The organism is Solwaraspora sp. WMMD1047 (assembly GCF_029626155.1).
Taxonomy (GTDB): Bacteria; Actinomycetota; Actinomycetes; order Mycobacteriales; family Micromonosporaceae; genus WMMD1047.
In genome coordinates this window covers 6,218,060-6,229,927 of record NZ_JARUBL010000001.1, presented here as the reverse complement: position 1 = coordinate 6,229,927, position 11,868 = coordinate 6,218,060, and the positions used below count along the sequence as shown (strand labels likewise).

The following is an 11,868-nucleotide window of genomic DNA, read 5'->3' as shown; positions in this document are numbered from 1 at the left end:
GCCGATGGCGGCCATCTGTGTGTTCTGCGCGTCGTCCAACTCGCTGGAGCGGCGCTGGCTGGAGCTGGCCACCGAGACCGGCCGGGCGATCGCCAACCGTGGTCACACGCTCGTCTCCGGCGGCGGCTGCGTCGGCATGATGGGCGCGCTGGCCGACGGCGCCCGGTCCGCCGCCGGCCACACCTTCGGCGTGATCCCGCAGTCGCTGGTCGACCTGGAGGTCGCCGACGTGCACTCCGACGAGCTGGTGATCACCGACGGGATGGCCAGCCGCAAAACCGTCATGATTGACAAGTCGGACGCCTTCCTGACCCTGCCGGGCGGACTCGGCACTCTGGACGAACTCTTCGAGGTGTGGACCACCGCCACCCTGGCGCTGCACCGCAAGCCGATCGTGCTGGTCGACGTGGACGGCTTCTACCAGGGACTCATCGCCTGGCTGGCCGGCCTGGGCGACACCGAGTTCGTCCGCCGCCCGGCGCTGGACCTGCTGATCGTGGCCGACTCGGTCGACGCCGCGCTCGACGAGATCGAGGCCCGGCTGGGCTGACCCGACCGGCGCCGGCCGTACCGGCCGTGTTGATCCGAGGAGTCCGACGGCCGTACCGACCGTGCTGATCTGGCTCGTCCGACGGGCGTACCGTCCGTCGGTCGGCGGCGCGGGCATGGTGAGATGATCCGCGTGCAGGCGTACCGGCTGGTCCGTCGGCCGGCGCAGCAGTCGCCGGCCCGGCTCACCGACCCCGCCCAGTCGGCCGTCGTGTCGCACACCGACGGGCCGTTGCTGGTCCTCGGCGGACCCGGCACCGGCAAGACCGCCACCCTTGTGGAGGCCGTCGCGGCCCGGGTGGCCGAGGGCATCGACCCGGAGCGCATCCTGGTGCTCACCTTCGGTCGGCGGGCCGCCACCGCGCTGCGGCACCGGATCGAGGCCCGGATCGCCGGTGCGGACCGCCGGGTGGTGCACGAACCTCTGGTCAGGACCTTTCCCGGGTACGCCTTCGGGCTGCTGCGCCGGGCCGCCGCGGAACGCGGTGAGCCGTCGCCCCGGCTGCTCACCGGCCCGGAGCAGGATCTCATCATCCGCGAGCTGCTGGGCACCATCGGCGAGGAGGACGCCGACGCGTCCCGGGTCACCGGCCCGGGTGGCGACTCCCCGGACGCCGCCGCCGACCAGATCGGCTGGCCGGCCGATCTGCGACCGGCGCTGCGTACCCGGGCATTCGCCGCCCAGCTGCGCGACCTGCTGTTGCGGGCCGCCGAGCGCGGCGTCGGACCGGTCGAGTTGGCCAGGCTGGGCGAGCGGCTCGGCCGGGCGGACTGGCCCGCCGCCGCCCGCTTCCTCCGCGAGTACGTCGCGGTCCTCGCGCTGCGCGACGCCACCGGCCGGGGCGCCGTCGCCTACGACAACGCCGAACTGGTCCGGGCGGCGGCCGGGCTGCTCACCGACGACCCCGACCTGCTGGCCGCGGAGCGCCGCCGACTGGCCTTCGTGTACGTCGACGAGCTGGCCGACACCGACCCGGCCCAACTCGACCTGCTCGCCCTGGTGGCCGGCGGCGGCACCCCGCTGGTGAGCTTCGCCGACCCGGACTCGTCGACGTTCGCCTTCCGGGGCGCCGACCCGGCCGGGGTCGCCACCTTCCCGCACCGGTTCCGCACCGTCTCCGGGGCGGTGGCCCGCACCATCACCCTGCGTACGTCGTACCGGACCGGGGCCGGCCTGCTCGCGGCCACCGGCCGGGTGGCCCGCCGGTTGCGCGGCCCGGTGGCCCACCGCGACCTGCGCCCGCTGCCCGACGCCGAACCCGGGACCGTGCAGGTACGCACCTTCCGGTCGGGCACCAGCGAGGCGGCCTACCTGGCGCACGCGCTGCGGTCCGCGCACCTGCTCGACGGGGTGCCCTGGTCGCGGATGGCGGTCGTGGTCCGCTCCACGGCGCTGCAGCTGCCGCCGCTGCAGCGGGCCCTGCACACCACCGGGGTACCGACCGTGGTGCACGCCGAGGACCTGCCGCTGCACCTGCAGCCGGCCGTGGCGCCGCTGCTGCTCCTGCTGCGCTGCGCGCTGGAACCGGACCGGCTGGACGAGGAGGCGGCCGTCGCGCTGTTGCACTCGCCGCTCGGCGGGGCGGACCCGCTGGCCGAGCGGCGGCTCCGGCAGGGGCTGCGGGCGCTGGCGCTGGCCGGCGGTGACCGACGACCCTCCGGCGACCTGCTGGCCGACGCGCTGCGCGATCCGGCCGAGCTGGCCGCGGTGGAGCGGCGCTGGGCGGCGCCGGCCCAGTCGGTGGCCCGGCTGCTCGCCACCGCCCGGGAGGCGGCGGCACGTCCCGGCGCCACCGTGGAGGATGTGCTCTGGGCGGTCTGGCGGGCCAGCGGCCTGGCCGAGCGGTGGGCCGGCGCGATCACCAGGCCGGGCGTGGCAGCGGGCGGCGACAGCGGCCAACGGTGGCGGGCGGTGGCCGCCGACCGGGACCTGGACGCGGTGGTGGTGCTCTTCGACGCCGCGGCCCGGTTCGTCGACCGGCTGCCGGGCGCCCGAACCGAGGTCTTCCTCGACCACGTGCTGGGCCAGCAGTTGCCGGCCGACACCCTGGCACCCAGCGCCGACCGGGGGGAGGCGGTCCGACTGCTCACCGCGCACGCGGCCAAGGGCCTGGAGTGGGACGTGGTCGCGGTGGCCGGCGTACAGGAGGGGATCTGGCCGGACCTGCGGCTGCGCGGCAGCCTGCTCGGCTCGGAGCGGCTGGTGGACGTGCTGGCCGGCCGGGGGGAGGGCGCCGGCCGGGTGGCCACGCTCGTCGGCCAGACCTCGGCGCTGCTCGACGAGGAACGCCGGCTCTTCTACGTGGCCGCCACCCGGGCCCGGCACCGGCTGCTGGTCAGCGCGGTCGCCTCCGCCGCGGTCGGCGGCACCGACCACGAGGAGCAGCCGAGCCGCTTCCTGCACGAAATAGCCGGCCCGGCCCGGAACCCGGAACCGCCGGCAGCGCCGCCCCCGACCGGCCCGGACGGTACGGACCCGGACGACCCTGGCCCGGATGGCTCCAGCTCCGATGGCTCCCGCCTGAACGGTCCCGCCCCGGACGATGCCGGCCCGGATGGTCCCGCCCCGGACGATGCCGCCCCGGACGATGCCGCCCCGGACGATGCCGGCCCGGATGGTCCTGGTCCGGATGGTGTCGGCTCGGACTCGGCCGTCCCGGACGCGGCCGTCCCGGACCGGGCCGCCCTGGCCGATGCTGGGTCTGATGATGCCCCGCTGGACGGGGACGGGCTGGCTGACGTCGGGGCGGACGGGGACGGGCTCGGGGAGCTGCCGGTCGGGCGGCCGCCGCGGGCGCTCACCCTGTCGGCGCTGGTGGCGGAGCTGCGTACCGCCGTGGCCGACCCGGAGGCGGAGCTCGACCGGCGGCGCGCCGCGGCGGCCGAGCTGGCCCGGCTCGCCGCCGCCGGGGTGCCCGGCGCGCACCCGGACGAGTGGTGGGGGCTGCGCGGCCTCTCCGACGACCGGCCGCTCGTCGACGAGGGCGAGCCGGTGAAGGTCACCCCGTCCAGCATGGAGAGCGCCCTGCGGTGCAGCCTGCGCTGGCTGCTGGAGCGGCACGGCGGGGCGGCGCCGGCCAGCGCCGCGCAGGGGGTCGGCAACCTGGTGCACGCGGCGGCGATGCTCGCCGAGGACGCCAACGCCGACCGGACCCGACTGCTGGAGTACGTCGCCGGGCGGTTCGACGTGATCGAACTCGCCGCCCGCTGGATGGCCGGGCCGGAACAGGAACGCGCCCAGGCGATGGTCGACAAGCTGCTGCGCTGGCTGGCCGGCAACCCGCGCCGGCTGCTCGCCATCGAGCACGAGTTCGCGGTCCGGCTGGACGATCCGGTCCACCCGGTCGAGCTGACCGGGCGGGTGGACCGGTTGGAGGTGGACGCCGACGGCCGGCTCGTCGTCGTCGACCTGAAGACCGGCAAGTCGACCACCGTCACCTCGGCCGAGGTGGCCGAGCATCCGCAGCTCGGGGCCTACCAGGCGGCGGTCGAGGCGGGCGCGTTCGCCGACTACGGCGACGAGTCCGGCGGCGCCGCGCTGGTGCAGCTCGGCACCACCGCCAAGGACGCCAAGGAGCAGAACCAGCCGCCGGTCGGCACCGGCGAGGAGGCCGGCTGGGCCCGCGCGATGGTACGCCGCACCGCCGAGACGATGGCCGCCTCGACCTTCGCCGCGGTGGCCAACTCGAAGTGCCGGGTCTGCCCGGTCCGGACCAGCTGCCCGATCTCCGGCAAGGGCCGCCAGGTGGTGGAGCCGCCCACCATGCTCGAACCGCCGGCCGTGCTCGAACCGCCGGCCGTGCTCGAACCGCCGACCGTGCTGGAGCCGCCGGCGGGGTCGGGTCCGGCGGCCGGGCCGGGTTCGACGCGGAGCGGGCCGCCGGCCCAGCGGCAGACCCCGGAGGACGGATGACGCAGACCCAGCCCTCCCTGTTCGCCGAGGAGACCAGGCCCCGGCGCGCGGCCGACGCCGGCCCCCGCTACACCCCGATCGAGCTGGCCAAGCTGCTCCGGCTGCCCGCCCCCACCCTGGAACAGGCCGCGATCGTCGCCGCGCCGGTGGAACCGCTGCTGGTGGTGGCCGGCGCCGGCTCCGGCAAGACCGAGACGATGGCCGCCCGGGTGGTCTGGCTGGTCGCCAACGGCTACGCCCGACCCGAACAGATCCTCGGCCTCACCTTCACCCGCAAGGCCGCCGGGGAGCTGGGGCACCGGATCCGGACCCGGCTGGACCAACTCGTCCGGCGGCTCGGCCGGGACGGCCGGGACCCGCTCGGCGACCTGCTCAGCGGCGAACCCACCGTGCTGACCTACCACTCGTACGCCGGCCGGGTCGTCACCGAGCACGGGCTGCGGGCCGGCTACGAACCCTCCACCCGGCTGCTCACCGAGGCGGCCCGCTGGCAGATCGTCGACCTGCTGGTACGCAACTACGACGGCGACATGTCCGGGGTGGACCGGATGCCCAGCACGGTCACCGACGCGGTGCTGGCGCTCGCCGCCGAGCTGGCCGAGCACCTGGTCGAGCCGGACGACCTGGCAGCCTGGACCGGCCGGTTCTTCGCCGCCGTGCAGTCCCGGCCCGGCAAGGTCTACGCCGACGTCCGCAAGGTGCTCGGCATCCAGCACGGCCGGCTCCGGCTGCTGCCCCTGGTCCGCGCCTACGACCAGCGCAAACACGACTTCGAGGCGATGGACTTCGGCGACCAGGTGGCCCGCGCCGCCCGGGTCGCCCGCGACCACCCGGAGGTCGGCGCGATCGAACGGGCCCGCTACCGGGTGATCCTGCTCGACGAGTACCAGGACACCAGCCACGCCCAGGCGGTCCTGCTGCGCGCGCTCTACGGCGACGGGCATCCGGTCACCGCGGTCGGCGACCCGTGCCAGTCCATCTACGGCTGGCGGGGCGCCAGCGCCGGCACCCTGGACCGCTTCCCCGGCCAGTTCACCCGCTCCCCGACCGAGCCGGCCCCGGTACTGACCCTCACCACCAGCTGGCGCAACCGGCCGGAGATCCTGGGGGTGGCCAACCGGCTCTCCGCCCCGCTGCGAGCAGCCGGTGCCCAGGTCGCCGAACTCGCCGCCGCGTTCCGGGTGGCCGACCCGATCCCGGGCCGGACCCCGGGCGGGTCGGCCGCCGGCACCGTGCACTGCGCCCTGCTGCCCACGTACGCCGACGAGGCGGGGTGGATCGCGCAGAGCATGCTCAGCGGGTGGCGGGGCGCGGCCGGCATGCCCGACGCGCTGCCCGAACAGATTCCGCTGGAACGCCGCCCGACCAGCGCCGTGCTGGTCCGGCTGCGCAGCCAGATCCCGGCCATCGAGGCGGCCCTGCGGGCGCGCGGGCTGCCGGTCGAGGTGGTCGGCCTCGGCGGGCTGCTGGACACCCCGGAGGTCCGGGACGTGGTCTGCACCCTGCGGGTGCTGGCCGACCCGACCGACGGCGCCTCGCTGCTGCGGTTGCTGACCGGCGCCCGGTGGCGGATCGGCCCCCGGGACCTGGTGGCCCTGCACAGGCGGGCGGTGGCGATCGCCCGGGCCCGCCGGGAACTGCCCCGCTCCGCCGACGGCGACGACGAACCGGAGATCGCCCCCGACGTGCTCGACGAGGCGACCCTGGTCGAGGCGCTGGCTGACCTCGGCGCGGCGCAGGCGTACTCGGCCGAGGGTTATGCCCGGCTGCGCGCGTACGGCCGGGAACTCGGCCTGCTGCGGCACCGGCTGGACCAGCCGCTGCCGGACCTGGTCGCGGACGTCGAGCGGACCACCGGGCTGGACGTCGAGGTGGCGGTACGCGCCGGTCGGGACGGCCGGGGCGGCGACGGCGGTCTCGCCCGGGGCCACCTGGACGCGCTCGGCGACGTGGCCGCCCGGTTCGCCAACGAGTCGGGCAGCGCCTCGCTCGCCAGCTTCCTGGCCTTCCTGGCCGCCGCCGAGGACGAGGAACGCGGCCTGACCCCGGGCGAGGTCGAGGTGGTCGAGGGCGCGGTGCAGGTGCTGACCGCGCACGCCGCCAAGGGGCTGGAGTGGGACGTGGTGGCGGTGGCCGGGCTGACCCGCGGGGTGTGGCCGGGGCTGGTTCGGGGCTCGGACCACTACCTGCAGGGGCTCGGCGTGCTGCCGTTCCCGCTGCGCGGCGACGCCGCCGGGCTGCCGGTGCTCGATCTGGACCCGGCGGACGACCAGAAGGGGGTGGCCCGCGCGCTGGCCGCCTTCACCGGCCAGTGGCGGGCCCACGACGAGCGGGAGGAGCGGCGGCTGGCGTACGTGGCGGTGACCCGGCCCCGGCGGCTGCTGCTCTGCTCCGGCTACTGGTGGGGCGACGGGGTGAAGCAGCCGCGCGGCCCCTCGGTCTTCCTGCGCGAGATCTACGACCACTGCCTCGCCGCCACGCCGACCGGCGGGTCCGGCCAGCCGGCCGGCCTGGTGATCGACGTCTGGGCGTCCGAACCGGCCGGGGACACCGGCAATCCGATGGCGCAGCTGGTGCCGCGCGCCGAGTGGCCGGCGGACCCGCTGGGTCCCCGCCGACCGGTGATGGCCGAGGCGGCGGCCCTGGTCCGCCAGGCGATCGCCGACGTCCCGGCGGTCCCGGACCCACCCGCGACAACGGGGGATGCCTGGCGGTGGCGGCGGGAGGCGGAGCTGCTGCTCGCGGAGCGGGAGCGGCAGGGCCGACCCGCCGGCCCGGTCGAGGTGGCCCTGCCCGGCCAGCTCTCCGTCTCGCAGCTGGTCGCGCTGCGGCGTGACCCGGTCGGGCTCGCCCGGACGCTGCGCCGCCCGCTGCCGGCCCGCCCGGACCCGTACGCCCGCCGTGGCACCGCCTTCCACGCCTGGTTGGAGCAGCGGTTCGGCGCCGGCCGGCTGCTCGACGTGGACGAGCTGCCCGGCGCCGCCGACGAGAACGCCGCGCCGGACGACACCCTCGCCGAGCTGCAGGAGCGGTTCCTGGCCAGCGAGTGGGCCGACCGGGTGCCGGTGGAGGTGGAGGTGCCGTTCGCCACGATGGTGGCCGGGGTGGTGGTGCGGGGCCGGATGGACGCGGTGTTCGCCGGCCCGGCCGGCCGCTACGACGTGGTCGACTGGAAGACCGGTCGGCGGCCCGCCGGTGACGAGGCGAGCGCCGCCGCGGTGCAGCTCGCCGCGTACCGGCTGGCCTGGGCGGAGCTCGCCGGGGTGCCGGTCGAGCAGGTCCGGGCCGCCTTCCACTACGTGCGGGAGGGGGCCACCGTCCGGCCGGCCGACCTGCTCGACGCCGACGGGCTGGCCGCGCTGGTGGCCGGTCTGCCCGAGGCCGCGACGGACTGAGTCGACCGGTACGAGATCAGCTGTGCTATGGTTGCCGCGTTGCAGTTTTGGTTCCCAGGGACAGTTTTGCTTCCCAGACACTCTGTGTGCGCCTGTGGGATTGTGACCACAGGCGCTCTTTGTTGTGTCCGGAGTTCTCCGGGCGGGGCGACCAGGGCGACACCGATCCGCGGAAACCCGCGGAGAGATTTTCGGTCCGCAGCAGGTGCGGGTCCGAGCGTTCCGTCAAGGAGACGAAACACATGGCAATTGGCACCGTGAAGTGGTTCAACGCCGACAAGGGCTTCGGCTTCATCACCCCGGACGGCGGCGGCGCTGACGTCTTCGCCCACTTCTCCGCGATCCAGTCCTCCGGCTACCGCAGCCTGGACGAGAACCAGCGGGTCGAGTTCGAGGTGACCCAGGGCCAGAAGGGCCCGCAGGCGGAGAACATCCGCCCGCTCTGATTCCACCCCACGCCCGTCGGGCGTGGCGACGCGGTCGGCCCGCGCCGCAGCAGCGGCGCGGGCCGACGCCCGCGTACTTCTTCCGGTCCGTGCTTGCGACCGCCGGCGGCAACCCGCCCGCGGCAGCGCCGCCGGTGGCCACTGGCCGCCGGGCGCCTTCCTCGACACGTGCCGCTGGCGAGGAAAGGCACCACCCGTGACCCGTGCCCGTAGCTCCACCGTTTCCCGGACTCCCGGTTCCCGGACTCCCGGCGCGCCGCCGATCGAGTCGTTCGCCGACGCGCCGCTCGCCCCCGGCCTGCACGCCGCGTTGGCGGCCAACGGGATCAGCGCGCCGTTCCCGATCCAGGCGGCCACCCTGCCGGACTCGCTCGCCGGGCGGGACGTGCTGGGCCGCGGGAGGACCGGCTCCGGCAAGACGCTCGCCTTCGGCCTGCCGCTGCTGTCCCGCACCGCCGGCCAGCGCGGCCGACCGGGTCGGCCGCTGGCCCTGGTGCTGGTCCCGACCCGGGAACTGGCCCAGCAGGTGACAAGCGCGCTCGCCCCGTACGCCCGGGCGGTGAACCTGCGCTGCGCAACCGTCGTCGGCGGTCTCTCGCTGCAGCGGCAGGCGGACGCCCTGCGGGCCGGCGCCGAGGTGGTGGTCGCCACCCCGGGCCGGCTGCACGATCTGATCAACCGGGGCGACTGCCGGCTGGACCAGGTGGCCGTGACCGTGCTGGACGAGGCCGACCAGATGGCCGACATGGGTTTCCTGCCGCAGGTCACCACCCTGCTGGAGCAGGTGGCGGCGGGCGGGCAGCGGATGCTCTTCTCGGCCACTCTGGACCGTGGGGTCGATCGGCTGGTCCGGCGGTTCCTGACCGACCCGGTGTCGCACTCGGTCGACCCGACCACCGCCACGGTGACCGCCATGACCCACCACGTGTTGCATGTGGAGGCGGCCGACAAGCCGGCCGCGCTGACCCAGATCGCGGCCCGCGACGGCCGGACCATCCTGTTCATGGGCACCAAGCACCGGGCCGACCGGCTGGCCCGCCAACTGCTCGCCAGCGGGGTACGCGCGGCGGCCCTGCACGGCGGCAAGTCGCAGCCGCAGCGGTCCCGGATCCTGGAGCAGTTCCGCACCGGGCAGGTGACCGCCCTGGTCGCCACCGACGTGGCGGCCCGGGGCATCCACGTGGACGGCCTCGACATGGTGGTCAACGTCGACCCGCCGACCGAGGCGAAGGACTACCTGCACCGGGGCGGCCGGACCGCCCGAGCCGGCGAGGCCGGTGCGGTGGTCACCCTGGTCCTGCCCGACCAGCGGCGGGACGTCGCCCGGCTGATGCGGATCGCCGGGATCGAGCCGGAACTCGCCCGGGTCCGCCCGGGCGACGAGGAACTGGTCCGGATGACCGGTGCCCGGGTGCCGTCCGGCGTGCCGGTGACGGTCGCCGCCCCGGCGCCGCCGGCCGCCGGCCGGCCGGCCCACCGGGCCTCCGGGCGGCCGCGCCGCCCGCGCCGGCCCCGCCGGCAGCCGGCCTGATCGCCGTAGCTGACTCGCCGCCGCGCCGTCGCCCCGACCGGGGCGACGGCGCGGTCTCGTTTGCCGACCGGCGGCGAGCCGACCCGGCGGTCGGGCGTCGTCAGTGCGTGCGCTGGATGAGCAGGAGCAGCCCTTCGCCGTACGCCTCCGCCGGGCTGGCCGCGGTGGTCTCGGCCGGGCCGTCGGGCAGGTGGAGCAGCAGCCGGTAGCCGTCCCGGTGGCGTTCCAGCCGCTGGAAGGTGCCACCGAGCAGGGTGCGTAGCTGATCCTCCCGGGGCAGCCAGAGCGCCTCCTCCTGAGCGAGGTCGTCGAGCGCCCACTCGGTGGTGCCGTTGAAGCCGAGTACCGGGCCGTCCGGCAGGTCGTGCAGCTCGACTGTCATGTCGCTGAGCACGAACACGTCGTCCAGGTCCCGGTCCGGGACGGTGAACTGGTCGCCGGAGGCCGGCTTCCAGACCAGGCCGGCGTCGCGGAGCCGGCTGGCCAGGTCGCGGGAGATCACCCGTCCATGGTGCCGGCCGGCGCGGCGGGCCACCAGTCGAACGGGGCCACCGGTCGATATCTGGACCGGTGGCCGGGCCGACGCAACGACCCGCCGGCTGTGCGGCCCATGAGTCGCAGCCATCAGTTCACCTCATTGGGTCCGAAGGGCGACTGTGTCGGGACCGGCGGTGCGGAATCCTTATACCGCCGGGACCGGTGGGGGGAACCCCGGGCCCGGCGGGGGTACCGCGATCGATGAAGGTTGCGGTAAATCGGGGCCGACGGCCGGCGTACGGCCGATGGCGGTTGGGGGAGGTCGGCATGGTGGTTCGCGCTGCCCCGGGGACGGCGCGGGAGCTCCTGGTGGTGCTCGCCCTGGCCGCCACCGGCCTGCTGCTGGCCCTGATCGCGGTCTTCGCCCCCTGGTACGACGGCACCGCCGAGCCGCGCCGGCCGACGGTGCTGGAGATGCGCGCCCCGGTGCCCGAGCCGCCCGTCGGCGAGCCGGTCTCGACCGGTAGCTGACCGCTCGCCGACCGCGGCGGTGGTGTTCACTGGTGGGGATGTCCGAGTCATTGCCGCCCCCGCGATCCCGGCCCACGGCCGGGTCGGCGTGGGCGGCCGGGCCGGTCACCAGGTTGACCACCCCCGAACCGGCGCCGACCGGCCACCCCGGTCCGCCGCCGCCGCCACCGCCGCCGGACCGGTCGGCGCGGGATCGGCGGCTGCTGTGGTGGTTCGGTGGCGCGGCCGGGGCGCTGCTCGCCGCCGGGCTGGTAGTGGTTCTCGCGCTGGTGCTCGGTGGTGACGTCGACCCGTTCCGCGACCGTCCCGACCGGCCGGTCGACGTCCGGCCGCCACTGGCCCGGCTGTGCCCGCCGCCGAACACCCCGCCGGGGGCACCCGCACCTGACCGAACCGCGCCGGCCCCGCCCCGGTCCGGGCCGGTGCCGCCGGCCGGATCCCGGACCGTGGACGCCGAGGCGGGCATCTCCTACGCCGCGTACGGCCCGCCCTGGCAGGACTGGAACCGGGTCTGGAACGCCGGCAGCCTGCAGGTGCCGTACAAGGTGGGGCAGCACTTCGTCACCGAGGCCGCCTACAACGGGTACAGCGACTACCACGCCTCGATCCTGTCGGCGGCTGTGCCGGCCGCCACCAACGACGCGTTCGTGCTGGACCTGGAGTGCGTCGGTCGCCGGGTCGCCGGCGACGTGCGCGGCGAGTACTACCCGCAGCCGAACCGGATGGACCTGCTCCGCGACGAGTTGACCACACTGGCCGGTCGGCCGGCCTGGGTGACCGTCTTCCGGCTGCACTTCAGCCTGCCGGGGTTGCGAGCCACCAGCGAGCTGGCCGGGGTCGCCTGCATCGACATGGGCGGCCCGAACGCGGCGATCCTCTACATCTCGATCCCGGACACCCACGGCCACCTCGACCACCTCGTCGCGGACACCCTCGCCTCGGTCCGTCCGGCCTGACCGGATGGCTGGGGCGGATGGTGAATCCGCAGGCCGCAGTCTCGCGGGGTGGCACCGGGGATGCGGCGAC

Annotated in this window: 8 protein-coding genes; 7 read left to right on the top strand and 1 reads right to left on the bottom strand. The window is 75.8% G+C overall.

Annotated features, from left to right (window positions below; all coding sequences use genetic code 11):
- Window positions 1-4 precede the first annotated feature (4 nt).
- The 5 genes from O7627_RS28475 to O7627_RS28455 all read left to right on the top strand — a co-directional run bounded on the left by O7627_RS28475 (window position 5) and on the right by O7627_RS28455 (window position 9,834).
- Window positions 5-550 (top strand): TIGR00730 family Rossman fold protein, encoded by a 546-nt coding sequence (locus tag O7627_RS28475; protein WP_278096535.1) that lies wholly within the window; start codon window positions 5-7, stop codon window positions 548-550.
- A 123-nt stretch (window positions 551-673) separates the two neighbouring features.
- On the top strand, window positions 674-4,462 hold the full coding sequence (locus O7627_RS28470; RefSeq protein ID WP_278096534.1) for an ATP-dependent DNA helicase: 3,789 nt from the start codon (window positions 674-676) through the stop codon (window positions 4,460-4,462).
- Complete coding sequence (locus tag O7627_RS28465) at window positions 4,459-7,857, top strand: UvrD-helicase domain-containing protein (RefSeq protein WP_278096533.1); 3,399 nt, start codon at window positions 4,459-4,461, stop codon at window positions 7,855-7,857. The genes O7627_RS28470 and O7627_RS28465 overlap by 4 nt, the downstream gene beginning before the upstream one ends.
- Window positions 7,858-8,099: 242 nt before the next feature.
- The gene (locus O7627_RS28460) at window positions 8,100-8,303 is read left to right on the top strand and encodes a cold-shock protein (RefSeq protein ID WP_007464836.1); all 204 of its coding nucleotides are present in this window, start codon (window positions 8,100-8,102) and stop codon (window positions 8,301-8,303) included.
- Window positions 8,304-8,565: 262 nt separating this feature from the next.
- Entirely contained in the window at window positions 8,566-9,834 is a 1,269-nt protein-coding gene (locus tag O7627_RS28455; RefSeq protein WP_278098467.1) for a DEAD/DEAH box helicase, read from the top strand.
- A gap of 100 nt (window positions 9,835-9,934) precedes the next feature.
- Here O7627_RS28455 and O7627_RS28450 read toward each other — a convergent pair whose 3' ends face one another.
- Window positions 9,935-10,336: a pilus assembly protein CpaE gene (locus O7627_RS28450; protein ID WP_278096532.1), complete on the bottom strand. Its 402-nt coding sequence runs from the start codon at window positions 10,334-10,336 to the stop codon at window positions 9,935-9,937.
- 302 nt (window positions 10,337-10,638) lie between these two features.
- Here O7627_RS28450 and O7627_RS28445 point away from each other — a divergent pair, with 302 nt between their 5' ends.
- Both O7627_RS28445 and O7627_RS28440 read left to right on the top strand, forming a co-directional pair.
- A complete protein-coding gene (locus O7627_RS28445; RefSeq protein ID WP_278096531.1) occupies window positions 10,639-10,842 on the top strand; it encodes a hypothetical protein in 204 nt (67 codons plus the stop codon).
- A 38-nt stretch (window positions 10,843-10,880) separates the two neighbouring features.
- A complete protein-coding gene (locus O7627_RS28440; RefSeq protein WP_278096530.1) occupies window positions 10,881-11,798 on the top strand; it encodes a hypothetical protein in 918 nt (305 codons plus the stop codon).
- The last annotated feature ends 70 nt before the right edge of the window (window positions 11,799-11,868 follow it).

Coding starts and splice junctions, on each gene's coding strand:
- O7627_RS28475 (WP_278096535.1), top strand. CDS start 5: ATGGCGGCCATCTGTGTGTTCTGCGCGTCGTCCAACTCGCTGGAGCGG.
- O7627_RS28470 (WP_278096534.1), top strand. CDS start 674: ATGATCCGCGTGCAGGCGTACCGGCTGGTCCGTCGGCCGGCGCAGCAG.
- O7627_RS28465 (WP_278096533.1), top strand. CDS start 4,459: ATGACGCAGACCCAGCCCTCCCTGTTCGCCGAGGAGACCAGGCCCCGG.
- O7627_RS28460 (WP_007464836.1), top strand. CDS start 8,100: ATGGCAATTGGCACCGTGAAGTGGTTCAACGCCGACAAGGGCTTCGGC.
- O7627_RS28445 (WP_278096531.1), top strand. CDS start 10,639: ATGGTGGTTCGCGCTGCCCCGGGGACGGCGCGGGAGCTCCTGGTGGTG.
- O7627_RS28440 (WP_278096530.1), top strand. CDS start 10,881: ATGTCCGAGTCATTGCCGCCCCCGCGATCCCGGCCCACGGCCGGGTCG.